General features: G+C 62.9%; 24 protein-coding genes. 15 read left to right on the top strand and 9 right to left on the bottom strand.

Features of this window, described 5'->3' with window-relative positions; translation table 11 throughout:
• The first annotated feature begins 312 nt into the window (after positions 1 to 312).
• Positions 313 to 2,058: a BCCT family transporter gene (locus ACF8O8_RS07815; RefSeq protein WP_010954470.1), complete on the top strand. Its 1,746-nt coding sequence runs from the start codon at positions 313 to 315 to the stop codon at positions 2,056 to 2,058.
• An 80-nt stretch (positions 2,059 to 2,138) separates the two neighbouring features.
• On the opposite strand, the gene ACF8O8_RS07820 is transcribed toward ACF8O8_RS07815, so the two are convergent.
• Both ACF8O8_RS07820 and ACF8O8_RS07825 read right to left on the bottom strand, forming a co-directional pair.
• Complete coding sequence (locus tag ACF8O8_RS07820) at positions 2,139 to 2,618, bottom strand: VOC family protein (RefSeq protein ID WP_392509479.1); 480 nt, start codon at positions 2,616 to 2,618, stop codon at positions 2,139 to 2,141.
• 185 nt (positions 2,619 to 2,803) lie between these two features.
• Positions 2,804 to 4,147, bottom strand: a complete 1,344-nt coding sequence (locus tag ACF8O8_RS07825) for an OprD family porin (RefSeq protein WP_350298010.1) — start codon at positions 4,145 to 4,147, stop codon at positions 2,804 to 2,806.
• Between the two features lie 271 nt (positions 4,148 to 4,418).
• Between ACF8O8_RS07825 and ACF8O8_RS07830 the strand changes: the two genes are divergently transcribed.
• Positions 4,419 to 5,069 (top strand): TIGR04211 family SH3 domain-containing protein, encoded by a 651-nt coding sequence (locus ACF8O8_RS07830; RefSeq protein WP_010954473.1) that lies wholly within the window; start codon positions 4,419 to 4,421, stop codon positions 5,067 to 5,069.
• A 66-nt stretch (positions 5,070 to 5,135) separates the two neighbouring features.
• Here ACF8O8_RS07830 and ACF8O8_RS07835 read toward each other — a convergent pair whose 3' ends face one another.
• Positions 5,136 to 6,014, bottom strand: coding sequence for a LysR family transcriptional regulator (locus ACF8O8_RS07835; RefSeq protein WP_350298011.1), 879 nt, complete (start codon positions 6,012 to 6,014; stop codon positions 5,136 to 5,138).
• 156 nt (positions 6,015 to 6,170) lie between these two features.
• Between ACF8O8_RS07835 and argC the strand changes: the two genes are divergently transcribed.
• Positions 6,171 to 7,112: an N-acetyl-gamma-glutamyl-phosphate reductase gene (argC, locus tag ACF8O8_RS07840; RefSeq protein WP_010954475.1), complete on the top strand. Its 942-nt coding sequence runs from the start codon at positions 6,171 to 6,173 to the stop codon at positions 7,110 to 7,112.
• Positions 7,113 to 7,188: 76 nt separating this feature from the next.
• Positions 7,189 to 7,875 carry a GNAT family N-acetyltransferase gene (locus tag ACF8O8_RS07845; protein WP_392509480.1) on the top strand — a complete coding sequence of 229 codons (687 nt, stop codon included), beginning with the start codon at positions 7,189 to 7,191 and terminating at the stop codon, positions 7,873 to 7,875.
• A 111-nt stretch (positions 7,876 to 7,986) separates the two neighbouring features.
• On the opposite strand, the gene ACF8O8_RS07850 is transcribed toward ACF8O8_RS07845, so the two are convergent.
• From ACF8O8_RS07850 to ACF8O8_RS07870, 5 genes are all read right to left on the bottom strand, one after another.
• Positions 7,987 to 8,742 carry an ABC transporter permease gene (locus tag ACF8O8_RS07850; RefSeq protein WP_010954477.1) on the bottom strand — a complete coding sequence of 252 codons (756 nt, stop codon included), beginning with the start codon at positions 8,740 to 8,742 and terminating at the stop codon, positions 7,987 to 7,989.
• Complete coding sequence (locus ACF8O8_RS07855) at positions 8,742 to 9,947, bottom strand: ABC transporter substrate-binding protein (protein WP_350298012.1); 1,206 nt, start codon at positions 9,945 to 9,947, stop codon at positions 8,742 to 8,744. The genes ACF8O8_RS07850 and ACF8O8_RS07855 overlap by 1 nt, the downstream gene beginning before the upstream one ends.
• A complete protein-coding gene (locus ACF8O8_RS07860) occupies positions 9,934 to 10,755 on the bottom strand; it encodes an ABC transporter ATP-binding protein (protein WP_350298013.1) in 822 nt (273 codons plus the stop codon). Before ACF8O8_RS07860 ends, ACF8O8_RS07855 begins: the two co-directional genes overlap by 14 nt.
• A complete protein-coding gene (locus ACF8O8_RS07865) occupies positions 10,752 to 11,816 on the bottom strand; it encodes an acyl-CoA dehydrogenase family protein (protein WP_010954480.1) in 1,065 nt (354 codons plus the stop codon). The genes ACF8O8_RS07860 and ACF8O8_RS07865 overlap by 4 nt, the downstream gene beginning before the upstream one ends.
• A 99-nt stretch (positions 11,817 to 11,915) precedes the next feature.
• Positions 11,916 to 12,476 (bottom strand): carboxymuconolactone decarboxylase family protein, encoded by a 561-nt coding sequence (locus tag ACF8O8_RS07870; protein WP_029615376.1) that lies wholly within the window; start codon positions 12,474 to 12,476, stop codon positions 11,916 to 11,918.
• Positions 12,477 to 12,578: 102 nt separating this feature from the next.
• On the opposite strand from ACF8O8_RS07870, the gene ACF8O8_RS07875 reads away from it, so the two are divergent.
• The gene (locus tag ACF8O8_RS07875; RefSeq protein ID WP_350298014.1) at positions 12,579 to 13,499 is read left to right on the top strand and encodes an AraC family transcriptional regulator; all 921 of its coding nucleotides are present in this window, start codon (positions 12,579 to 12,581) and stop codon (positions 13,497 to 13,499) included.
• Between the two features lie 69 nt (positions 13,500 to 13,568).
• On the opposite strand, the gene ACF8O8_RS07880 is transcribed toward ACF8O8_RS07875, so the two are convergent.
• The gene (locus ACF8O8_RS07880) at positions 13,569 to 14,972 is read right to left on the bottom strand and encodes a cytosine permease (protein WP_010954483.1); all 1,404 of its coding nucleotides are present in this window, start codon (positions 14,970 to 14,972) and stop codon (positions 13,569 to 13,571) included.
• 316 nt (positions 14,973 to 15,288) lie between these two features.
• Here ACF8O8_RS07880 and ACF8O8_RS07885 point away from each other — a divergent pair, with 316 nt between their 5' ends.
• The 10 genes from ACF8O8_RS07885 (at position 15,289) to ACF8O8_RS07930 (ending at position 24,900) form a co-directional block, all read left to right on the top strand.
• Positions 15,289 to 15,774 (top strand): flavin reductase family protein, encoded by a 486-nt coding sequence (locus ACF8O8_RS07885; RefSeq protein ID WP_010954485.1) that lies wholly within the window; start codon positions 15,289 to 15,291, stop codon positions 15,772 to 15,774.
• Positions 15,775 to 15,854: 80 nt separating this feature from the next.
• Positions 15,855 to 16,895, top strand: a complete 1,041-nt coding sequence (locus tag ACF8O8_RS07890; protein WP_010954486.1) for an LLM class flavin-dependent oxidoreductase — start codon at positions 15,855 to 15,857, stop codon at positions 16,893 to 16,895.
• Between the two features lie 264 nt (positions 16,896 to 17,159).
• Complete coding sequence (locus ACF8O8_RS07895) at positions 17,160 to 17,756, top strand: amino acid synthesis family protein (protein ID WP_003256068.1); 597 nt, start codon at positions 17,160 to 17,162, stop codon at positions 17,754 to 17,756.
• Positions 17,757 to 17,824: 68 nt separating this feature from the next.
• The gene (locus tag ACF8O8_RS07900; RefSeq protein ID WP_020193431.1) at positions 17,825 to 18,658 is read left to right on the top strand and encodes an alpha/beta fold hydrolase; all 834 of its coding nucleotides are present in this window, start codon (positions 17,825 to 17,827) and stop codon (positions 18,656 to 18,658) included.
• Positions 18,655 to 20,136: an aldehyde dehydrogenase gene (locus tag ACF8O8_RS07905; protein ID WP_010954488.1), complete on the top strand. Its 1,482-nt coding sequence runs from the start codon at positions 18,655 to 18,657 to the stop codon at positions 20,134 to 20,136. Before ACF8O8_RS07900 ends, ACF8O8_RS07905 begins: the two co-directional genes overlap by 4 nt.
• Before the next feature lie 12 nt (positions 20,137 to 20,148).
• Positions 20,149 to 20,634 carry a flavin reductase family protein gene (locus ACF8O8_RS07910; protein WP_010954489.1) on the top strand — a complete coding sequence of 162 codons (486 nt, stop codon included), beginning with the start codon at positions 20,149 to 20,151 and terminating at the stop codon, positions 20,632 to 20,634.
• Between the two features lie 134 nt (positions 20,635 to 20,768).
• Entirely contained in the window at positions 20,769 to 21,158 is a 390-nt protein-coding gene (locus ACF8O8_RS07915; protein WP_003256073.1) for a carboxymuconolactone decarboxylase family protein, read from the top strand.
• Between the two features lie 88 nt (positions 21,159 to 21,246).
• Positions 21,247 to 21,999, top strand: a complete 753-nt coding sequence (locus ACF8O8_RS07920) for a GntR family transcriptional regulator (protein ID WP_010954490.1) — start codon at positions 21,247 to 21,249, stop codon at positions 21,997 to 21,999.
• A gap of 2 nt (positions 22,000 to 22,001) precedes the next feature.
• Positions 22,002 to 22,565 (top strand): NUDIX hydrolase, encoded by a 564-nt coding sequence (locus tag ACF8O8_RS07925; RefSeq protein WP_010954491.1) that lies wholly within the window; start codon positions 22,002 to 22,004, stop codon positions 22,563 to 22,565.
• Positions 22,566 to 22,716: 151 nt separating this feature from the next.
• A complete protein-coding gene (locus tag ACF8O8_RS07930; RefSeq protein WP_392509481.1) occupies positions 22,717 to 24,900 on the top strand; it encodes an ATP-binding protein in 2,184 nt (727 codons plus the stop codon).
• Positions 24,901 to 24,908 lie beyond the last annotated feature (8 nt).

Genomic DNA, 24,908 nt, shown 5'->3' on the forward strand with positions numbered 1-24,908 from the left:
TGACGAATCTCCGTTTCCTGGTGCGGCCAGGCCCACAAGCAGCAGCGCTTCTACGATGCTCGTATGTGCGGTCCCGGGTTATGCCCATCAGGGTACCAGAAGCCGAGGCAGAAAGGGCCATTGCCCCCAGAACTAAAAGTATTTGCCAAGTCGCGCAATGGACGCCCCATGGCGTTATGGGGACATGAGCCGCTATCTGCTGCGCAGGATAATCCCGCCAGCAATCCACCCCGCCGAGGCCGTCATCGTGCTCGGCAGCCCACACAACAAGCCTGCGCGTCCAGGCAATACACAAATGGGGCCTCATCATACATGGCAAAGGAACACATCCCCGAAACACTCGATCTTGGCGTCACAGACCCCTCGAAAACCGCAGAAGCCCGCCAGGATCGACATTTCGAGGGCAAGCTTGACTGGATCGTCTTTGGTTTCACCAGCCTCCTGGCCATCGCCTTCGTGCTCTGGGGCTTCCTCAACCAGGCCAGCCTGGCCAGCAGCGCTTCCAGCGCGCAATCCTGGGTCATTCTCAATTTCGGCTGGTTCTTCGTGCTCACCTCCTCCCTCTTCGTGGTGTTCGTGCTGTGGCTGGCCGCCAGCCGTTACGGGCGGGTGCCGCTGGGCCGCGATGGCGAACAGCCAGAGTTCCGCACGGTGTCCTGGGTAGCGATGATGTTCAGCGCCGGCATGGGCATCGGCCTGATGTTCTTCGGCGTGGCCGAGCCGCTGTCGCACTACATATCGCCGCCGCCCGGCTCGGCCAGCGGGCAGACCAGCGAAGCGATGCAGGTGGCAATGGCCACTACCTTGTTCCATTGGACCCTGCACCCTTGGGCCATGTACGCCATCGTCGGCCTGGTAATCGCCTACGGCACCTTCCGCCGTGGCCGCTCGCAGCTGATTTCCGCCGCCTTCCGGCCGCTGATCGGCAAGCACGCAAACGGCCCTCTCGGCCGCCTGATCGACATGATGGCAATCTTCGCCACGCTGTTCGGCTCGGCCGCCTCGCTGGGCCTTGGGGCGCTGCAGATTGCCGGCGGCCTGGAATACAACGGCTGGATCGAAAGCCCCGGTAAACTGTTCTACATCTCGATCATCACTCTGCTGACCATTGCCTTCGTGACCTCGGCGGTGTCGGGCATCGGCAAGGGTATCCAGTGGCTGTCCAACACCAACATGGTGCTGGCACTGGTGCTGGCGGTGTTCGTGTTCATGGTCGGGCCGACGCTGCTGATGCTCAATCTGTTGCCGACCTCGCTCGGCATCTACATCAAGATGCTGCCGGAAATGATGGCCCGCACCAACGCCAGCGGCGGCGAACAGATGAACAGCTGGCTGGCCGGCTGGACCGTGTTCTACTGGGCCTGGTGGATCTCCTGGACGCCTTTCGTGGGCATGTTCATCGCCCGCATCAGCCGCGGTCGCACCATTCGCCAGTTCGTTACCGGGGTGCTGTTGGTGCCAAGCCTGGTCAGCCTGGTGTGGTTCACCATCTTCGGTGGCGCCGCCATCGAGGCCGTGCGCGAGGGCGCCTTCCAGCTGGCCAACGGCGCGGTCAACAGTAATCACGCGCTGTACCAGTTGCTGGACAGCTACCCGCTGGCCTCGGCAACCTCGGTGCTGGTGATGATCCTGGTGGGCATCTTTTTTGTTTCGGGTGCCGACGCCGCCTCGCTGGTGATGGGCACGCTGTCGGAACACGGCACCACCGCGCCATCGCGACGCACAGTGATTTTCTGGGGGACGCTGACCGGTACGGTGGCGGCCATCATGCTGGCGATCGGCGACCCAGGTAACCCTGGCGAGGCACTGACCGGGCTGCAGAACCTGACCATCGTCGTGGCCTTGCCATTCGTGGTGGTGATGGTGCTGCTATGCCTGGCGCTGTACCGCGACCTGCGCAAGGACCCGATGATGCTGCGCCACCTGCGCGGCAACGAGCTGATCGAGAAGGCCGTACTGTATGGCGCGGTGAAGCATGGGGAGGAGTTCTACATTGTGGTGCAGGAGAAGAAGGCATCGGCCAAGACAGCGGCAGAGGCCGAAGTAACCCGCAACTGACGGCGTCAACCCGAAAACCACGGGCTGCTAAGCAGCCCGTTCGCGATGCGAGACCGCGCCTGCTGAAACATGGATCTGCTTCAACCTTCCAACGCCGCCGCTATCTTGGCCACATCGATCTTGCCCATCTGCATCATGGCCTCGAACGCACGCTTGGCCGCCGCACGGTCGGGGTGGCCGATGGCTTCGATGAGGATGCGTGGAGTGATCTGCCACGAAATCCCCCATTTGTCCCTGCACCAGCCGCAAACGCTGGCCTCGCCGTCGTTAGCGACAATGGCATCCCACAAGCGGTCGGTCTCTGCCTGGTCCGCGGTACTGACCTGGAACGAAAATGCCTCACAGTGCTTGAAGGCCGGGCCACCATTGAGGCCCACGCAAGGGATACCCATTACCGTGAATTCCACGGTGATCACATCGCCCTGCTTGCCTGAAGGGTAATCGGCGGGTGCCTGGTGCACAGCGACAACCCGGCTATCGGGGAAAGTTCGGGCGTAGAAGTTCGCCGCCTCTTCGGCATCGTGGTCGTACCACAGGCAGATGGTGTTCTTGGCAGTCATGGTCTTGCTCCAAGATCGAAGGTGAGCCTTGAGTCTAGCCCCATAGCCCCGGCGTACCGGTAGCACCTGACCACCTGATGCAAATGCAGGATTGATAGGCGATCAAGCCGATAAAAAAAGCGCCCCAAGCGGAGCGCCAGAAAATCCACCTAAACCAAAGGAGCAACAAGGTTGCCAAGGTGGAATCACAGAATCGACAACGGGTACTCCACGATCAGCCGCACTTCGTCCAGATCCGACTCGAACGCCGTGGCCCGGGTGGTGGCCTGGCGAACCCGCAACGACAGGTCCTTGGCCGCGCCCGTCTGCACCACATACTTCACCTCGATGTCACGCTCCCAGCGTTTCTGGTCGGTCAGCGGGTTGCCCGCAACGTCACGGCGCATGTAGGTGGCGTTGGCATTGGAGTAGTCAGCATCGTTACCCTTGCCGTAGCGTGTCATGAACGACAACCCGGGTACGCCGTAGGCAGCCATGTTCAGGTCATAACGCAGCATCCACGAACGCTCCTTGGGCGCGTTGAAGTCGCTGTACTGGATGGAGTTGTCGAGGAAGATCGAGTCGGACTGACGCAGGTAGTCGAAGTCGTCGTCGCCGTTGTTGCGCTGGTGCGTCAGGGCCAGGGTGTGAGCACCAAAGCGCACACCCAGCTTGGCGCTCCAGATGTCGTTGTCAAAGGCGCCCAGGCGCTGCTGCCCTTCATCCACAGCCTTGTAATAGTTGAAACCGCCAATCAGCGCCAGCGCCTCGCTCAGTGGCCAGCTCAGGCTGGTGCCGGCGTAGTACTGGTTCCACGCGTCCTTGAGCCGGCTACTGAACAGGCTGACGCTGACATGCTCATTGAGCCTGTAATCCCCCCCACCATAGGCGATCCAGGGCGAATCGACCGGGCCGCCATAGAAGGTCACGAAGTTCTCCCGCAGGTCGCTGGACATCGGCTGGCTCATAGCATGCAGACGCCCGGCTTGCAGGGTAAGGTCCTTGATGCTGGAGTTCTCCAGGGTCACCCCACGGAAGCTTTCCGGCAGCAGCCGCGAGTCGCCAGCCGCCACCACCGGGTTGGCCGGGAACACATCCCCCACCTTCAGTACCGTGTCGAACAGTCGTAGCTTGGCCGCGCCCCCCACCTTGGTGTATTCGTCACGTGCCTGGCCGTCGCGGTCAACCGGCAATACGTCGAAAGAACTGCGCCCGCCGTTGCGGCCGCCGCCCGTGTCGAGCTTGAGGCCAAGCATGGCAAACGCATCCAGGCCAACACCTACGGTGCCCTGGGTGAAGCCCGACTCGAATCGGGTAATCACGGCGTGCCCCCAGGCCTCGGAGTAGCCGTTGTCAGCTTGTTTGCTCGGGTTGTGTGTGGGGGCCACAGAATCGCGATTATCGCGGTTGAAGTAGAAGTTGCGGTTAAGCACGCTGAGGGTGCTGCCCTCCATGAAGCCGTCCGCACTTTTTTCTGCAGCAACAACCTGGCTGCCAACGCCGGCCAGCGCCAGGCAAGCAGCCAGTGTCAGGGGTGATCTGCACGTCATCCGATGCTCCTTGAACGTCGCATTTGTTGTTATGTCGGCGGGCCAAGATTGACGGCCGGCAGATAACGCCAAGGTGATCGGCGCATTACAATTGCGTCATCGGCAACGCAGCGCTCTGGGGCGGGCGCTGCAACATTCTGCAGACATTTCCGACACTAGGCAGTGAACCTGCTGACAAAAAAACGGTCTTTCGCTGACGGTCAACTCACCGACCGGTTCATCGGCCCAGTCACCTGGCCTACTTTTTGTCCTGTTTCAGCGAAGACCCAACATGCCCGATTCCCGCCCAAATGCTTCCGCCCTCCCTGCCCTGCGCATCGGCCTGATTGCCGCCCTGGTGGGCCTTGCCGCCCCCGTGCACGCCGAAGAGCCTGCCAGCGACGCACGCTGGGTCAGTGACAGCCTGAGCACTTACGTGCGCAGCGGCCCGACCGACGGGCACCGCATTGTCGGCACGCTCAAGTCCGGGCAGAAGCTGACCCTGCTCGGCAGCCAGGGCAATTACAGCCAGGTGCGCGGGCAGAACGGCGATGTGGTGTGGATCCTCAGCAACGACCTGCAGGCAGTGCCCGGGCAGAACGAGCGCCTGCCGTTGCTCGATGCCCAGGTCACCGAACTGACCGGGCAGTTGAAGACCATCGACGACAGCTGGAAGAACCGCGTACAGGGCATGCAGGAAACGCTTGATTCGCGCAAGCAGCTGATTGATGAGTTGGAGGCACGCAACAAGGCACTGAACGAGCAGCTCGATCAGAGCCAGTCGGACCTGCGCGATACCCAGGCCCGCCTGGGGGATGAGAACAAGCAGGTGATGATGCGCTACATGGTGTATGGCGGCAGCATTGCCGGTGCAGGCTTGCTGGCGGGGCTGATCCTGCCGGCACTGACCCGTGGGCGCAAGAAGAACGATCGCTGGTTCTGAGCTCGGCAAGGCGTCGGGGCTGGAACGTGCAGGCCTGCCACAGGTCTTGCAGCAGCGGAACCGCCCCTACCGCAACCGTTCCAGCGCCTCCAGCACATACCCCGTGGCCCGCTCCACCTGCCCTTCCCGACACGCAATACCCAACTGCCGCCACAACCCCGGCCGCAGCGGTCGGCGGGCAATGCGCCGGTCCAGCTCGGTCGCCTCCCCCTCCTGCGGCAACAATGTCGCCCCGTACCCGGCGCCGACCAGGCTCTTGATCGCATCGTTGTAGTTCAGCTCGATCCGCGGTTCGGGGTACAACCCCGCCGCTGCAAACCACTCGCCGGTAACCCGCGACAGCTGGGTGGTGCTGTCGTTGAGAATCAACGCCCGTTGCGCCAGCCAGGCCGGGGTGATCCTGGCCGGTGGCTGCCAGTCGGCCGGCACATACGCCAGGATCGGGTCGCGCCGCCAGGGGGTGACCGTCAGCCCTTTGCCGGCCACCTGTGGCAAGGCCACAAGGCCGATATCCAGTGTGCCCTCACGCAAGCGCACGAGCGACGCCTGAGAGGTCAGCACCTGGACCTGCACATCGATCCCCGGGTGCTCCACACGCAGGCGCGCCAGCGCCTGCGGCAGCAAATGGGCGATGGCACCGGTGGAGGCGCCCAGGCGCACACGTCCGGTCAACCCTGCGACCTGCCGGCGCACTTCGTCCAGCGCCAAGTCAGCGTCCGCCAGCAGGCGTCGGGCACGCCCCAGCAGTGTTTCACCGATGACGGTAGGCCGCACCTGGCCACGGGTGCGGGTGAGCAACGGGGCGCCAATACGCGCCTCCAGCTCGGCCACGTGCAAGCTGATGGTGGGCGGCGCCAGGTTAAGCTGGCGGGCGGCCTCGGCAAAGGAGCCCAGGTCGGTGATGACCACCAATGTGCGGAGGCGGTCGAGGCTGATTTCGCGCAATTGTCAGTGCAGGCCCTTTTTCGGGTAAACCCACAGGTTCACCACGTGTTTCAAAACTAATTCAGAAATCCTGAATGTATTGATCATCATATTCAAATTTTCATTACCAATGCTACGGGCGAGCATAGGCTATCTTTCCCCAACCGGACCCCGAGCATGCACACCCCTGTTGTTTTCATCGACGGCGACCAAGGCACCACAGGCCTGCAGATCCATGCCCGCCTGCAGGGCCGGAGCGATCTTCGCCTGCTGACCCTCCCCGAGGCCGAGCGCAAGGACCCGCAACGCCGCTGCGAAGCGATCAACAGTGCCGACATCGCCCTGCTGTGCCTGCCCGACGACGCCGCCCGCGAGGCCGTGGCCGCAATCCACAACCCCCAGGTGCGGGTGATCGACGCCAGCTCGGCGCACCGCACCACACCAGGCTGGGTGTATGGCCTGCCGGAGCTTGACGAACAGCAAGCCGAGCGCATCGCGCAAAGCACGCGTGTCAGCAATCCCGGTTGCTATCCCACCGGCGCCATCGCGCTGCTGCACCCACTGGTCAAGGCCGGCTTGCTGCCTGCGGACTACCCCCTGAACATCCACGCCGTGTCTGGCTATTCCGGCGGTGGTCGCGCGGCGGTCGAGCGGCATGAACAGCCCGGCGCCGCCAAAGCCCCGGCGCTACAGCTGTATGGCCTGGAGCTGGCGCACAAGCACGTACCGGAGATCCAGCAGCACGCGGGGTTGTCGGCGCGGCCGATGTTCATGCCCGGCTATGGCGCCTACCGCCAAGGCATCGCGCTGAGCATTCCGCTGCAGCTTCGCCTGCTGCCTGGACAGGTCAGCGCCGAGCATTTGCAAGCCTGCCTGGAACAGCATTACCAGGGTGCCCGCCATGTTCAGGTGATGCCTCTGCATCAGTGCGGTGCTGCGGCAAACCTCGACCCCGAGGCATTGAACGGCAGCAATGACCTGCGCCTGGCGTTGTACGCCAACCCCGAGCATGGCCAGGTACTGCTCACCGCAGTGTTCGACAACCTGGGCAAAGGTGCCTCTGGTGCTGCCGTGCAAAACCTCGACCTGATGCTCGGTGCCTTACAGGCACACGGCTGATACGGCAAAAACGGTTAGACTGTACAACCCGCGCCAACACAGCGCGGGTCGTATTCTCATCCGCCGGAGCCCCCAGATGTTCATCCTGAGCCGCCTCGACAGCGTGCCGCCCGAATCTTTCCAGAACCAGATCCGCGAGCTGGTCATTCACAATGTCGGCGATTTGAGCAGTGTCGCCATCGCCGTCGACAACCCGCTGTACCCGCTGTACCAGTACGGCGTCGGCATGGAAGTCCACCAGTACCTGCAAGCGCTGGACGGCACCCGCGGTCTGGCTGTGGCGCTTACCCTGGCGCTGGATGCCGAAGCACCGGACCAGTTGCTGGGCTTTGCGCTGTCGCTGCCAGCCCAGGACGATGGGCAGGCCTGTGCATTGGCCTTTCTGGCCGTGTGCGCCAGCCATCGCCGCCAGGGCATCGCCCGTGCCCTGCTGGGCGACCTGCGCTCACGCCATGCCTGCGTGGAGCTGAACGCCTTTGCCAACCAGGTGCCGTGGTTCGAGGCGATGGGCATGCAAGTGGTGGCCGCCAATGGACCGCAGGTGCTGATGAGCAGTACCGGCCTGCCCAGTGGTGCGCTGATCGGGCGCCTGGACATTGCGCCGATTTATCAGACCGCTGAAGTGCTGCAGATTCACACCTATCTGCTTAACCAGCAGGGTGAGGATGCAATGATCGAAGCGGAGCAGATGCGCGATGAGCGGCTGGATGAGCTGACCGCTCAAGCCCAGGAATGTGTGCGCCAGCGCAAGAACGTGCATTGATCCGATGGCCTGTTCGCGGGCTTGCCCGCGCCCACAGGAATACCGTAAGGCCCAAGGCCGGTGATGTACCTGTGGGAGCGGGCGAGCCCGCGAAGAAGCCCCATTGGCCTTTCAGCCATGCACCCAGCGCCGATGCAGCCCACGCGCCAGAGCATCCAGCACAAACCCCAGCACGCCAATCAGCAGCACCATCGCCATCAGTTCGGAATACGCCAGCCGGTCGCGGGTATCAAGAATGAAATACCCAAGCCCCGCACTCACCCCAAGCATTTCGCACGGCACCAGCACAATCCACAGAATACCGATGGCCAGGCGCACGCCCGTCAGCACGTGACCGATTACCCCCGGCACGATCACCTTGCACAAGGTTTCCCAGCGCGTTGCACTCAAGCTGCGGCTAAGTTGCAGCCAGCGCGGGTCCAGTTGACGCACCCCTGCCGCCGTATTCAGCAAGATCGGCCACAACGCGGCAAACGCCAGCAGGAAGTAGATCGGCTGGTCACCCACGCCCATCAGCATCACCACCACAGGCATCCACGACAATGGCGATATCATGCGCAGAAACTGAAATGCCGGCGTGGTCACCGCCTCCAGGTGCCGGTAGCTGCCTACCAGCAAGCCCAACGGCACGCCCATCAGCAGCGCCAGCAGCAGCCCAATCAGGATGCGCTTGAGGCTGACCCAGATATGCCCATAGACCTCGCCCTGCCCCAGCAGCTCGACCAGGCTGGCCAGGGTTGCCGCCGGCGAAAAGCGCGCCGACAGGCCGTCGGCCTGGCCGAACAGTGCTACACCGGCCCACCATAACAGCAACAAGGCCAGCAACCCGACCAGCCCAAGGCCGGCATGTACGACATGGGTGCGCATCAGACCGCAAACTCCTCGCTACGCTCGAAGTTGTCGGCAATGCCGAACACCGACGGACCACCTACTGTCGCGATGGCATTACGCACGAAGCGATCGTCGACCAGGTCGCGGGCGGCATACGCCGGATCCAGCCCGGAAAGAAACGCATTGTCGCCTTCGATCAGGGTGGTTTTCAGGCGCTTGACCAGCTCTTCGGTGTAACTCGGGAACGGGTATGGCTGGAAGTCGATGCGTTTTTCGTCCCACTGCTGATGGCGAATGGCGCCACTGGCAATGTAGCCAGCACGGTCTTCGGCGGCGGGCGCCAGGACCTTGGTCAGCACCGCAGGCTCGTGCGGGGTGTACTTGTTGGGGCCCGCCCTGGACAGCAGTGCGGCGGCTTCGGTGCGATGGTCACGGGTCCATTGCTGGGCCTTGACGATGGCGTTGACCACTTTCTGCGACCACTCCGGGCGGTTATTCAGGTCATGCTCGTGCATGAACACCACGCAGCACGCATGGTTGCGCCATACATCGCCGGTAAAGCGCTGCACGCGGCCTACCTTGAGGTTCTCGGCCAGTGCGTTGAACGGCTCGGCAACGATGTAGCCGGCAATGCGCTTGCTGGCCAGAGCGGGTGGCATGTCGGACGGTGGCAGCACCAGCAGGTTGACTTCGTTGGCGGCCAGTTGCGCATTGGCCGGCTTCGACACGGGCGTCAGGCCGTTGTCGTTGAGCAACTGTTGCAGTACCACATTGTGGATCGAGTACCAGAACGGAATGGCCACTGTCTTGCCACCGAGCTGTTTCACGGCGGATATATCCGGCGCAACAGTCAGGCCCGAACCGCCCACGTGGTTCCAGGCCACCACCTTGGCTGGCACCTTGCTGCCATAGCGCGCCCATACCGTCATCGGCGAAAGCAGGTGGATGACATTGACCTGGCCGGAGATGAATGCCTCGATCACCTGCGCCCAGCTGCGCAGCAGCACCGGGCGCTCGGCCTTGATGCCTTCGGCCTCGAACAGGCCGTTGTTATGTGCCACCAGCAGCGGCGTGGCATCGGTGATCGGCAGGTAGCCGATGCGCACCGGCGCGTCCGGCTCGGCAGCGGCACGCGCCTGCAAGCTCGACAGCAACGGCAATGCACCGGCAGCAGTGAGCATGGCGCCGAGCTTGAGAAAGTCACGACGCGAAGAAGAGGAACAGCAGTCATCCATGCACATGGACAGCCTCCGAGGGCAACGAGGTTGGGGTAGGTTCGACTGTGCGGCTTGCCCGCCGAAGGGTTTTGAGGATTTCGATACGCAAAGCGCCCAGTTCTTCGACCCGCTGCGTCCGTGGTTGCGGCAGGTCGATATGCCACTGCCCGAGGATGTGCGCTGGGAGGTTGCCCAGTAGCAGAACCCGGTCTGACAGCAGCAGGGCTTCGTCGATATCGTGAGTGATCAGCACGGCCGCGGTCTTGTGCGTGGCGATCAGTTGCAGCAGCAACTGCTGCATGTCGGCGCGGGTCACCTCATCCAACGCACCGAAGGGTTCATCCAGCAACAAGACTTCGGGCTGGCGTGCCAGGCAGCGGGCCAGCGCGGTGCGCTGGGCCATGCCGCCAGACAACTGCGCCGGGTACTGGCCACGGGCGTGGGCCAGGCCCACAGCCGCAATCGCATGGTCGATGCGTGCACGGCGTTCGGCATCCGCCAGCCTGGGCTGACGGGCGAAGTCCAGGCCGAAGGCGACGTTTTTCTCCAGGCTCAGCCATGGCAGCAGGCTGGGATCCTGAAAAGCCACCGCCAGACGCGGGTGCGGCCCCTGCAGCGGCTGGCCGTGCAAGCTCACGCTGCCGCCGCCAGGCTGCTGCAGCCCTGCCAGCACCCGCAGCAGGCTGGACTTGCCCACACCACTGGGGCCAAGGATGCTCACGACCTCACCTGGTGCCAGCTGCAGGTCGAACTGCGCCAGCACCTGCTGCCAACCACCCTCACGCGGGTAGCCCAAGCGGATGTCACGGGCCTCCAGCAACACCGCGCTCATGCAACGCCTGCCTGGCGTTGCAGTTCGGCGCGCAATTGCACCAGGCTGGGCGTGACGATCGGCACGAAGGCCGACTCCCGCCATCGGCGGGCAAACCCTTCGCCGTATTCGCAGAGGTAAGCCTTGCCGCCACTGGCCTGCAACTCCAGTTGTACCGCGTCGGCAGCACTTTCAGCCAGGATGATGCGCAGCTTGAACAAGGCCGCCGGCTGCTGCTGGAAGCGACCGTCGAGCAAGCCATGCTTGAGTTCGCTGACGGTGTTTTCTAGGCGTTCGCTAAGCACCTGACGGGCTTCGTCGAGGAACGAGGCTCGGCCTTGCAGATGCGCCTGAACCTCTTCCAGCGCTCGTCGCGCCAGGCCAATGGCCATGCCACATTGCAGCGCCAGGAATGCCGGGCGTACCCGTGGCAGGAATTCGCGTGCATTTTCATGCAGCAACCAGTCGCGGGCCAGCGGCACCTGGTGAAAAGCCAGTGCTGCCGTGTTGCTCGACTGCAGGCCCATCAGTTGTAGATCATCAGAGCGCTCCAGGCCTTGAGCGTCGGAAGGAATGGCCAGCACAAAAGGCGCGCCGCCGGCTTCATCCTCGATGGCCGCCGCCACCACGAAGCCGCTTTTACGCAAGTTGGTCACCCAGTGCAGTCGCCCTTCCAGGTGCCAGCCATCGGCTGCCGGGCGGCCACGCACCTGCAGCGCTTCGATACCGGACAGGAACTTCATGGCGTTGGACAGCCCGGTGGCACCGGCCAATTCACCGGTCAACAGCCGCGGCAGCAGGCGCTCACGCAGGGGCTGGTTGGGGCTGTGCAGCAGGTATTCGATGAAGGCACGCTGGCCCCAGCAGACGAAAGCCGCGGCCAATGAGCGGCTGGCAATGGCGGCGATGGCCTCGACCGCGTCGGTCACCTGCCCGCCCGTACCGCCCAGCGCTGGGTCGACCCCCGTGCGCAGCAGCTGCGATTCTGCGATCTGCGCCAGTACCTGCTGCGGCTCGCACAGGCCCCGGTCGATGGCCTCGGCATTGGCATCCAGCCAGTGTCGAAATGCACAATCTTGCATGGTCTTGCTCCTTTGATAACGCCGGGGCCGCTCTGCGGCCCGTTCACGGCACAAGGCCGCTCCTACAACGGCCTGGTAATGGCCATTATCACAGGTGGGCTACGCAGAAGGCTGCCAGCGGTATTTGCCAAGCTCTTCGTTGAGTGGCGTCTGGGCGAAAACATTAGCAAAGTTGCACAGGGTTGCGAGGCTTACGCCCAGAATCACCTCCAAGGCGTTGCCTTCACTGAAGCCGGCCTCACGGAAGGCCTGGTAGGTGGCTTCGCTGACATTGCCACGGGTGGCGATCACTTCGCGGGCAAAGGCGGCCAGGGTTTCGTAGCGGGCGTTCGGGAGTTCGCCACGGGCACGCAGAGCATCGACCACCTCCTGCGGCAGCTTGGCCTTGTTCAGCGCGACGGCCGTATGGCCGGCCACGCAAAAGTCGCAGCCATGCTGGGTGGCCGCGATCAGTTGCACCACTTCACGCTCGGCCAGGCCAAGCTCAGACTTGCCATTGAGTGCCGAAACGGTCACGTAGGTTTCCAGCGCCGCCGGGGCGTTGGCCAGCACGCCGAGCAGGTTGGGGATGAAGCCGGAATTCTTCTGCGCGTTCTCAAGGAACGGCCGTGCCGCTTCCGGGGCGCTCTGCAGCGTGTGTAAAGTAATGCGCGCGGACATGCAGTGATCTCCTTTGATGAGTATCACTACAGTCTGTTGGTTATAAGAACTACCCTCCATATTCGTCAGTCGCCTTTCCTTGCTCCTGAGTCTTTGCATTAGATGATTTCGTCCAGCCCGCTTGTCGATTGGTTATTAGAAAGCCTGGAGCTCGATGCCAGCCTGTTTCATGTAGGCCGCTATTGCGGCGGCTGGCATGCCAGTACCCAAGGCATGGGCCGGGCCAGCTTTCATCTGGTGGTGCAAGGCCATTGCTGGCTGCACATTGACGGCCAGCCGCAGGCCATTTGCCTGGAGAAAGGTGATGCCGTGTTCCTGCTGCGTGACCTGGCCTATCGCTTGTCCAGCGATCAGGACCCGGTCGACGCTTGTGCCCAGCCGCGCCAGGCCATGCAGGCGCTGGATAGCCAGGCCGCCGACGGCGTTGGCTTGGTCTGCGGCTTCTTCCATTTTCAGTCGGGCCTCTGCTCGCTGATTGTCGAGGGTCTCGCTGACTGGATCTTGTTACGCGCTGAAGATCCCAGCGGCAGCGCAGCGCGGGCGCTGTTCGGGCTGATCCTGGAAGAATGCCGGCGAGATGCTGGGCCATCACAGATGCTACTGGAACGGCTGACGCACTTGTTGTTCCTGTACGTGCTGCGCCAGCAGGTGCACGCAGGGCAATCGCTGGGCGGGCTGGTCGCCCTCGCCCGCCAGCCGGCATTTGCCGGATTGCTTGAGCAATTGATCGAGCATCCGGGGCAAACCTGGACCCTGGAGAACATGGCCGCTTGCACCGGGTTGTCACGGTCGGCTTTTTTCAAGCGTTTCAGCGAGCTGGCCGGGCAGTCACCGGGACAAGTGCTGCTGGCGCTGCGCATGCGCCATGCCAGCCAGTTGCTGCAGGCGGGGCATACCGTTGAGCAGGTAGGCGCGCAGGTGGGGTATCAGTCGGTGGCCGCATTCACCAGGGCGTTCGCCAAGGCAGTGGGGGTGCAGCCGGGGGCGTATCGCAGGCAGCATGACGGGCGCGGGCATGCCTGACCCAGCAAAGCGCGGAAATCGACCAAGCGGCCATAGTCGGGGCTGCTTTGCAGCCCCATGTTGCAGTTGTCAGTCGTTGACGCTGATAACCCGCGCACTGTTAACCGCCTTCCCGCGTGTGGCCAGGCAGTAATACAGCGGCACCGTCACCAGCAAGCCGAATAGCCACGACAGGTCGGCCCCTTCGACAATGTTCGAGTACGGCCCCACATACAGCGAAGTATTGGCAAACGGCAGCTGCACCAGGATGCCACAGGCATAGGCAATGATCGCGTGGTGGTTGAAGCGGCCATAGATGCCGCCGTCTGCACTGAAGATCGAGGCGATGTCGTACTGGCCCTTCTTGATCAGGTAGAAATCGATCAGGTTGATCGAAGCCCAAGGCACCAGCACCAGCAGCAGCGCCAGGATCAGGCCGATGAACTGGCCGATGAAGTCCGCCGAGGCATTCAGTGCCACCATCCCGCAGCCCACCAGAATGACCGAGGCCAGAATCACCCGTACCTTGACGCTCGGCGTCCACTCGGCCACGAAGGTCTGGATTGCGGTCACGATCGACAGCACCGCGCCATACAGGTTGAGGGCGTTGTGGCTGATGATGTTAAGCAGGAACAGCACCATCAGGATCGGGCCCAGCCAGCCGGTAGCCTGCTTCACCGCGTCCATTGCGTCGGTGCCTTGCGGGACGCACAACACGGCCACTGCACCAAAGCTGAAGCACAGGATGGTGCCCAGGGTGGCGCCCAGGTAGGTAGCCCAGAACGGTTTGGCAATGCCCACTTCACGCGGCAGATAGCGCGAATAGTCTGACGTGTACGGCGAGAAGCTGATCTGCCAGATGGTGCCCAGCGACACGGTGGCGATAAAGCCCGACAGGTTGAATGCGCCGCGGCTGAAGAAGTCTGCCGGCAGGTCCTGGATGAACATCATGATGAAACCGGCCAGCAAAGCCGAACCCATCACCCAGGTACCGATGCGATTGAGAATGTGGATGAAACGATAGCCGATCACGCCGATGGCAGTAGCGCTCAGGGCGCCTATCACGATCGCGCCAGGCATCGGCACGCTCGGGGCGATGCCGTGGATGGTCTTGCCTGCCAGGACAATGTTGGAAATAAAGAAGCCGACATAGATCAGCGCGGTGAAGAACACGATCAGCAAGGCACCGTAGCGGCCAAACTGGCCACGGCTTTGCACCATTTGCGGAATGCCCAGCTGCGGCCCCTGTGCAGAGGCCAGGGCGATGACCACGCCCCCGACCAGATGGCCCAGCACGATGGCGATCAGGCCCCACAACAGGTTCAGGTGGAACACCTGGACCACCATGGCGCCGGTCACGATAGGCAGTGGCGCGATGTTGGTACTGAACCAGAGGGTGAACAGGTCGCGCGCCTTCCCATGGCGCTCGGCAGGTGGAACGTAATCGACCGTGTGATTCTCGACAAACTGGTGTTGCGACGACGGTTGGGACATGGTTTTCAGCTCGAAAGGTCGTTTTTATCTTTGTAAGGAAACCGCATCTAGGCGGCCTCTCAGCTGCGGACCATATTATGGTATTCCAAACTTTTGACAACACTGATCCGCATGAAAAAACGGCCACTGATCCGCTTGCAAAACCCCTGCGACAAACCGCCTCACCGCTCAAGGCCACGGTTTTCGTGGCTTTGGGCCGTTCATCGCGAAAACCCAGGGTCGAAAATTCCGCTTGCAAAATAGGTATTACGGTATACCATCAGACACATCAACGATAAAAACCGCGGACCACCGCAGCCCTTCAGAGGTACTCCCGATGATCGACGCAACTGTCTACAAGAACGTTCTGGGCTCCTTCCCGTCCGGCGTTACCGTCATCACCACCCAGGACGACGACGGCTCGGTCGTCGGCCTGACCGCCAGCGCCTTCTCCTCCCTGTCGATGGACCCGCCACTGGTGCTGTTCTGCCCCAACTACACCTCCGACTCCTACCCGGTACTGATCAAGCAGAAGCGCTTTGCCATTCATCTGCTCTCGGGTGAACAGCAGGCAGAAGCCTACGCGTTCGCCAAGAAGGGCAAGGACAAGGCCAGCGGTATCGAGTGGAGCCTGAGTGAACTGGGCAATCCGATCCTGGCCGGTGCCACCGCCGTCATCGAATGCGAACTGTGGCGTGAATATGAAGGTGGCGACCACGCCATCATGGTCGGCAAGGTGCACAACCTGATCGTCCCGGCAGAAGCACCACGGCCCATGGTGTACTGCCGCGGCAAGATGGCCAGCCTGCCGGCCTTTGCCTGAAGCCTGCAGTTGGACGCAGCCCGCTCCCAAATTGAAGCCCGATTGACTGACGGGCAATAACAAGCGTTGAGGAAAAACCCATGAAATTTTCGTTGTTCGTGCACATGGAACGTTGGGATGAACAGGTCAGCCACCGCCAGCTGTTCGAAGACCTGACCGAACTGACCCTGATGGCCGAAGACGGCGGTTTCAGCACCGTGTGGATCGGTGAACACCACGCCATGGAATACACCATTTCGCCAAGCCCGATGCCGCTGCTGGCCTACCTGGCCGCGCGCACCGAGAAGATCCGCCTGGGCGCCGGCACCATCATTGCGCCGTTCTGGAACCCTATCCGCGTCGCTGGCGAATGCGCCCTGCTCGACGTGATCAGCAACGGCCGCATGGAAGTGGGCCTGGCCCGCGGTGCCTACCAGTTCGAGTTTGACCGCATGGCAGGTGGCATGCCGGCCACCGACGGCGGCAAGGCGCTGCGCGAGATGGTGCCGGTGGTGCGCAAGCTGTGGGAAGGCGACTACGCCCACGACGGTGAAGTCTACAAGTTCCCGACCTCCACCAGCGTACCGAAGCCGTTCAACGCCACGCCGCCCATGTGGATCGCCGCCCGCGACCCGGACTCGCACAACTTCGCCGTTGCCAATGGTTGCAATGTCATGGTCACCCCGCTGATGAAGGGTGACGAAGAAGTGCTGGACCTGAAGAACAAGTTCCAGGCCGCCCTGGACAACAACCCGGACGTGCCGCGCCCGCAACTGATGGTGCTGCGCCACACCCACGTGCACAGCCCGTCCGACCCGGAAGGCTGGAAGGTCGGTGCCCAGGCGATCTCGCGCTTCTACCGCACCTTCGATGCCTGGTTCGGCAACAAGACGACCCCGGTGAATGGCTTCCTGGAGCCGAGCCCGGAGTCGAAGTTCGCCGAAGTGCCGGCGTTCCAGCTGGAGAACATCCGCAAGAACACCATGATCGGCACCCCGGAAGAAATCATCGCGCGCATCAAGTACTACCAGGAACTGGGCGTCGACGAGTTCAGCTTCTGGTGCGACAACAGCTTGCCCCACGCCGAGAAGAAGAAGTCGCTCGAGCTGTTCATCAAGGAAGTGGTGCCGGCGTTCGCCTGAATTCCCATTGCCTGAATCATTGCGGGACGCGCCCGCTCCCGTGGGCCCCTTCGGCCTGCGTGAGCGGGCTTTTTTTTGAAACCTGTGCAGTCCCTGTGGGAGCGGGCAAGCCCGCGAAGAGGCCAGTACAGACAACAGAGAAATCAAGGCATCAGGCCACCTTTCGTCCCCCGGCAAGAGAAATTTCCTGACACCTCTTGCACAACAAATATTATGGTATACCATCAGACAACAAGAGCTGATAACCCTCACCAGGAGCCATCCATGAGTTTCGAAATCCGCAAGATCGTCACCTACTCCGAAGAGACCCGCATCGAAGGCGGCAAGGCCACCGACAAGCCGGTGACCATGGTCGGCCTGGCCGTCGTGATCAAGAACCCATGGGCCGGTCGCGGTTTCGTTGAAGATCTGAAGCCGGAAATTCGCGCCAACTGCTCGGAGCTGGGTGCCCTGATGGTCGAGCGCCTGACTGCTGCCATTGGCGGCGCCGACAAGATCGAGGCCTACGGTAAGGCCGCCGTCGTCGGCGCCGATGGCGAAATCGAGCACGCCTCGGCCGTGATCCATACCCTGCGCTTCGGCAACCACTACCGCGAGGCGGTACAGGCCAAGAGCTACCTGAGCTTCACCAACAAGCGCGGCGGCCCAGGCACTTCGATCCAGATCCCGATGATGCAGAAGGACGACGAAGGCCTGCGTTCGCACTACATCACCCTGGAAATGCAGATCGAAGACGCCCCGCGTGCCGATGAAATCGTCGTGGTCCTGGGCGCAGCCGATGGCGGCCGCCTGCACCCGCGCATCGGCAACCGTTACATCGACCTGGAAGAACTGGCTGCCGAAAAAGCCAACGCTCAATAACAACAACCAAGACGGGCCGGGGCGTGGCGTGCTTACCCGCCGCGCCCGACCTTCAAGGAGCGCCCTCCATGATTCAGCCTGTCGCTGAACGCACACCTGCCGGCACCAGCTATCTGGATGTCGGCCAGGGCCAACCCGTGGTACTGATCCACGGCGTGGGCCTGAACAAGGAAATGTGGGGCGGTCAGTTCGTTGGCCTGGCCAACGACTACCGCGTCATCGCCTACGACATGCTCGGCCACGGTCAAAGCCGCGTACCGGCTGCCGACACACCGCTGGAAGGCTATGCCGACCAGCTCGCCGAACTGCTTGACCACCTGCAAATTGCACAAGCCACCGTGATCGGCTTCTCCATGGGCGGCCTGGTTGCCCGTGCATTCGCCCTCAATTACCCGCAGCGCCTGGCTGCACTGGTCGTGCTCAACAGCGTGTTCAACCGCACCCCCGAGCAAAGTGCCGGGGTGATCGCCCGCGCTGCCCAAGCGGCGGAGCTGGGCCCAGACGCCAACGTCGATGCTGCCCTGGACCGCTGGTTCAGCCGTGAATACAAGGCTGCCAACCCCGCGCAGGTCGCCGCCATTCGCCAGGTACTGGCGAGCAACGACCCGCAGGGCTACCACACCACTTATTCGCTGTTCGCCACTCAGGACATGTACCGCGCCGACGACCTGGGCAGTATCCAGGTGCCGACGCTGATCGCCACCGGCGAACTCGACTCGGGCTCCACCCCGGCCATGACCCGCCAGCTCGCCGCCTGCATTCCTGGCGCACGCAGTGTGGTCCTCGCCGAGCAACGGCATATGATGCCGGTGGAAGCACCGCGTGAAGTCAACAAGATGCTGCTGGACTTCCTCACCCAAGCCCGCACCCTCACCGAATCCGCCAAGGGGATTGTTGCATGACCCTCGTTCGTTTCCAGATGTGCATCGACGGCCAATGGCGCGATGCCCAGAGCGGCAAGACCTTCGACAGCCTCAACCCGGCCACCGCCCAGGCCTGGGCGCAACTGCCCGACGCCGATGAAGCCGATGTGGAGCTGGCCGTTCAGGCCGCCCAGCGTGCCTTCGACAGCAAGGCGTGGCGCAGCATCACCGCCACCGCCCGCGGCAAGCTGCTGCGTCGTCTGGGTGACCTGATTGCCGAGAACAAGGAGCACCTGGCCCAACTGGAGAGCCGTGACAACGGCAAGCTGATCCGCGAAACCCGCGGTCAGGTCGGCTATCTGCCGGAGTTCTTCCACTACACTGCGGGCCTGGCCGACAAGCTCGAAGGCGGCACCCTGCCGTTGGACAAACCCGACCTGTTCGCCTACACCGTGCACGAGCCAATCGGCGTGGTTGCCGGGATCATCCCGTGGAACAGCCCGCTGTACCTCACCGCGATCAAGCTGGCGCCGGCCTTGGCTGCCGGCAACACCATCGTGCTCAAACCGTCCGAGCACGCCTCGGCAACCATCCTCGAGCTGGCCCGACTGGCCCTTGAGGCCGGCTTCCCGGCCGGTGTGGTCAACGTGGTCACCGGCTACGGCCCCAGCACCGGCGCGGCGCTGACCCGCCACCCGCTGGTGCGCAAGATCGCCTTCACCGGCGGTGCCGCCACCGCCCGCCACGTGGTGCGCAGCAGTGCCGAAAACTTCGCCAAGCTGTCGCTGGAACTGGGCGGCAAGTCGCCGAACATCATCTTCGCCGACGCCGACCTGGACAGCGCCATCAATGGCGCCGTGGCCGGCATCTATGCCGCGTCCGGGCAAAGCTGCGTGGCCGGCTCGCGCCTGCTGGTGCAGGATGAAATCTTCGACGAGTTCGTCGAGCGCCTGATTGCCCGCGCCAAGCGCATCCGCATCGGCAACCCGCAGGACGACGCCAGCGAAATGGGCCCGATGGCCACCGCGCAACAGCTGGCAGTCGTCGAAGGCCTGGTGGCGGCGGCCAAGGCCGAAGGCGCCAAACTGCACATGGGCGGAAAGCGTGCCGACGTTGAAGGTGACGGCTGGTTCTACGAGCCGACCCTGTTCGAGTGCGACAGCAACGCGATGACCATCATGCAGGAAGAAGTGTTCGGCCCGGTCGCCGCAGTAATTCGCTTCAAGACCGAAGAAGAAGCCCTGGCCATGGCCAACGACTCGCAATTCGGCCTGGCTGCCGGCATCTGGACGCGCGATCTGGGCCGTGCCCACCGCCTGGCCCGCGACGTGCGTTCGGGGATCATCTGGGTCAACACCTACCGTGCCGTGTCGGCCATGGCACCGATAGGTGGTTTCAAGAACAGCGGCTACGGCCGTGAGAGCGGCATCGATTCGGTGCTGGCCTATACCGAGCTGAAGACCGTGTGGATCAACTTGTCCACCGCGCCGATGCCCGACCCGTTCGTGATGCGCTAGGAGGAACACGAGATGATCGAACCCGGCATCTACAAAGACGTGATGGGCTCCTTCCCATCCGGCGTCACGATAGTGACCACCCTGGACGCCGACGGCGGCATCGTCGGCATCACCGCCAGTGCATTCAGCGCGCTGTCGATCGACCCGGCGCTGGTGCTGTTCTGCCCCAACTACGCCTCCGACACCTACCCGATCCTGCGCGACAGCAAGCAGTTCGCCATCCACCTGCTGTCCGCCGACCAGACCGCCGAGGCGTATGCCTTCGCAGGCAAGGGCAAGGACAAGGCCAAGGGCGTCGAGTGGCACCTGAGCGAGCTGGGCAACCCCCTGCTGGCCAAGGCCACGGCGATCATCGAGTGCGAATTGTGGCGCGAGTACGACGGCGGTGACCACGCGATCATTGTCGGCGCGGTGAAGAACCTGGTGTTGCCTGAGCAGCCGATGACCCCGATGGTGTACCACAAGGGCAAGCTCGGCGCCCTGCCGCCACTTGGCTGATACATCTTGAGTCGATGTTGGCATCTTCGCGGGCTTGCCCGCGAAGATGCCAACATCGATGCCCCTGTTTTCAGGGGTCGCGCTAATCGTCTCACCCTCGGTTGCGGCCCCTTTTTTATGCCGGAGTACTGCACATGAGCAATGAAAAGTACGAAAAGGGCCTGAAAATCCGCACCCAGGTACTGGGCGAGGACTACGTCAACCGCTCGATCCAGAACGCAGATGAATTCACCAAACCGTTGCAGGAGCTGGTCACCGAGTATTGCTGGGGTCACGTCTGGGGCCGCGAAGGCTTGTCGCTGAAAGAGCGCAGCATGATAAACTTGGCCATGATTTCCGCGCTCAACAGGCCCCACGAGCTCAAGTTGCACATTCGCGGTGCCCTGCGCAATGGGCTGAGCCGTGAACAGATTCGCGAAATCCTGCTCCAGGTCGGCATTTATTGCGGCGTACCCGCGGCGGTGGACAGTTTCCGCCTGGCCCGTGAAGCGTTTGCCGAAGCCGATGCGGAGCCAACCCGTTAACAACGGGCTGTTCGAACCACTGCATGGAAAGCCTCGGTTCGGGGCATTCCGCGATGTTGGCGCAACAGCCTCATAAAGAGCGCACCTGATGAAACGCCAGCCACTCGACGACAGCTTCAAGGTCAACCGCAACCCCGTTACTCTGCGCGAAATCGTGCTCGACAAGCTGCGCACCGCAATCATGAACTTTCACCTGTTGCCCGGCGACCGCCTGGTCGAGCGCGACCTGTGCGACCGCCTCGGCGTCAGCCGCACTTCGGTACGTGAAGCGCTGCGTCACCTGGAGTCCGAAGGCCTGGTCGAGTTCGCCGACGCCAAAGGCCCGCGCGTGGCCATCATCACCCTGGAAGACGCACGTGACATCTATGAGCTGCGCTGTGTGCTCGAAGGCCTGATCGTGCAACTGTTCACCCTCAACGCCAAGGCCAAGGACATCCGTGCGCTGGAACGCGCGCTGGAAGTGAACCGTGAAGCACTGGAAGAAGGCGAGTTGCAACAGGTGCTGGACTCGGTACAAGGTTTCTACGATGTGCTGCTGGAAGGCTCTGGCAACCAGGTGGCGGCCCAGCAGCTGCGCCAGTTGCAAGCACGCATCAGCTACCTGCGCGCCACCTCGGTATCGCAGGAAAACCGCCGCGGCGCCAGCAACCGCGAAATGGAAAAGATCGTCGAGGCCATCAAGGGCGGCGACCCGCTGGTGGCCCACCAGGCCTCGGTCGACCACGTCCGCGCCGCCGCCAAGGTGGCCCTGGACTACCTGCGCCAGAAGCAGGATGACAACGCCAAGGTGCGCGACATTGTCGAACCCTTGGCCCTGAAGGAACCCCGCATAGGTCGCTGATCATGCCCAATGCCCCGCGCTACTGCCCGCACTGCACCAAGGAACTGGCCCGGGGCGTTCCCACAGGCGATACCCACGAACGCCTGCATTGTACCGGCTGCGGCTACATCCATTACATCAACCCCAAGATCATCGCCGGCTGCATCATCGAGCGCGATGGAAAGTACCTGCTGTGCCAGCGCGCCATCCCCCCTCGCCCCGGCACCTGGACCTTGCCTGCCGGGTTCATGGAGGCTGGCGAAACCACCGAACAGGCGGCGCTGCGCGAGGTATGGGAAGAAAGCGGCGTACGTGCGGACATCGTCTCGCCGTATTCGATCTTCAGCGTGCCAAAGATCAGCGAGGTGTACATCATCTTCCGTGCCATCGTCACCGAAGAGACCGGGCAGTATGGGCCGGAGACGCTGGCGTACAAGTTCTTCGAACCGGATGAAATCCCTTGGGATGAAATCTACTACCCGGCCATCCGGCAAATTCTCGAACGCTACATCCTCGAGCGGCAGGCCGGGGTGTATGGCATTTACATGGGCAATGATGACACCGGCAAGGTGCACTTCATGCGCTAGCCGGTACGGCCTCTTCGCCGGTGAATCTGCACTCCCCCGTATCGCGCAGTGGCAGAGGCTCGTGCAGTGGCACAGCCCCTCACAAAACCCTCGCCAACGGTCTATTCTCGGTGCACCCTAAGGGCCTTGAGAAAGAGGACCGGCAAAGCACATGGCTAGATGGCTAGACGGCGGCGGGCAAATGGCCGAACGCATCCGCAACCACGACTGGGCCAGCACTCCCCTGGGCCCGCTGGAACATTGGCCCGACGCCCTGAAAACCACGATGTCTCTGTGCCTGGCCTCGCGCTTTCCGCAGGCCGTGCTGTGGGGCCCGGACTTGATCACCCTGTACAACGATGCGTTCACGCCGATTCTCGGTCGCAAGCCCCTGGCCTTGGGCATCCCCTTCCGCGACGTGTGGCACGAAGCCTGGGATGAAATCAGCAGCATGGCGGACCGTGCGTTGGCCGGTGAAGCGGTGTACATCGAAGACTTCCCGCTGATGATCGACCGCAACGGAGGTTTGGAGCGGGCCTATTTCACCTTCTGCTACAGCCCGATTCGCGGCCATGATGGCGAGATTCTGGGCATGCTCGACACGGTCACCGAAACCACCGCCAGCGTGGTCACCAACCAGCGCCTGAACTTTCTCGATACCCTCGGGCGAGCCGTGACCGAGGCGACCGACCCGGACCAGATCATGGCCATCACCACCCGCATGCTGGTCGAGCACCTTGGCCTGTCCAGCTGTGCCTATGCGGTGATGGACCCCGACGAGGACGGTTTCACCATTTGCGGCGATGCGGTGACCCCCGGTTCACCACGCCTGGTGGGCCACTATCACCTGCATGACTTCGGCCGCCTGGCTGTCAGCCGCCTGCGCAGCGGCCTGGCTCTGGTGATCAATGACAACCTGCGCGAACTGGCCGCTGACGAGGCGGCGACTTATCAGGCCATCGGCATTACGGCCACCATCTGCATGCCACTGATCAAGGGTGGCAGGCTGACCGCGCTGATGGCGATTCACGACCGCGTACCCCGGGCATGGACCGACTACGAGCAAACACTGATCAGCGAAGTGACCGAGCGATGCTGGGCACACATACAACGGGCCCAGGCCCATGCCGAAGTGCGCGAAGCGATGGCGGCCCTGGAAGCGCTCAACACCACCTTGGAACATCGCGTCGAAGAACGCACCACTCAGTTGCTGCACACCGAGGCCGTGCTGCGCCAAGCCCAGAAGCTGGAAGCCATTGGCCAGCTGACCGGCGGGGTAGCCCACGACTTCAATAACCTGCTGACCATCATCCGCTCGTCGCTGCACTTCCTGCAGCGCCCCAACCTGGCCGAGGAGCGCCGCGAGCGCTACCTCAAGACCATGTCCGACACGGTCGACCGTGGCGCCAAACTGACCGGTCAGCTACTGGCCTTCGCCCGACGCCAGGCCCTCAGCCCACAGGTGTTCGAGGCCGGGCCTCGGCTGGAGGCCATGGCCGACATGCTCGACACCGTCACTGGCGCGCGCATCCGGGTCGAGCTGCAGTTACCGCAAGCGCCCTGCCACATCCGCGCCGACCTCAGCCAGTTGGAAACCGCGGTAATCAACCTGATGCTCAACGGCCGCGACGCCATGGCTGGCGAAGGTGCCTTGCAGCTGCGCCTGCAGGCCGACCAGTGCCTGCCGGCCTTGCGCGGTCAGCCTTCACAGCCAGGCCCGTTCGCGGCGATATCGGTGAGCGACAACGGAGTCGGTATTGCCACCGAGTTGCTGGAGCGCATCTTCGACCCGTTCTTCACCACCAAGGCCCCAGGTGAAGGTACCGGGCTCGGGTTGTCGCAGGTGTTTGGTTTCGCCAAGCAATCCGGGGGCGATGTACAGGTGAACAGCATCCCCGGCCAGGGCACCACCTTTACCCTGTATCTGCCGCAAGAGGCCCCAGCTGCAGCCGCGCCCGAAGACGCCTCGGCCGGCAGCCAGCCACAGGTACATGGCGAGCGGCGACGAATACTGGTGGTAGAAGACAATCCCGACCTGGGCAGTTTCACAGCTCAGCTCCTCGAGGACCACGGCTACCAAATCAGCTATGCACGGTCGGCAGAAGAAGCGCTGGCGCAGTTGACTGGCCCGGCAGGTGATTTTGATGCAGTGTTTTCCGATGTGGTCATGCCCGGCATGGGTGGCTTGGCACTGGCCCGCGAACTTCGCCGCCAGCGCCCGCAGTTGCCGGTGATCCTGACTTCGGGCTATAGCGAGGCGATTGCCGAAGGCGGGCACCAAGGGTTCACCTTCCTGGCCAAACCCTACTCGGCAGAACAGGTGTGCCAGATACTCGGCAAAGTATTCGGCCACTGATACCTTGC

This window comes from Pseudomonas sp. TYF_14, assembly GCF_043105275.1.
In the GTDB taxonomy this organism is placed as follows: Bacteria; Pseudomonadota; Gammaproteobacteria; order Pseudomonadales; family Pseudomonadaceae; genus Aquipseudomonas; species Aquipseudomonas alloputida.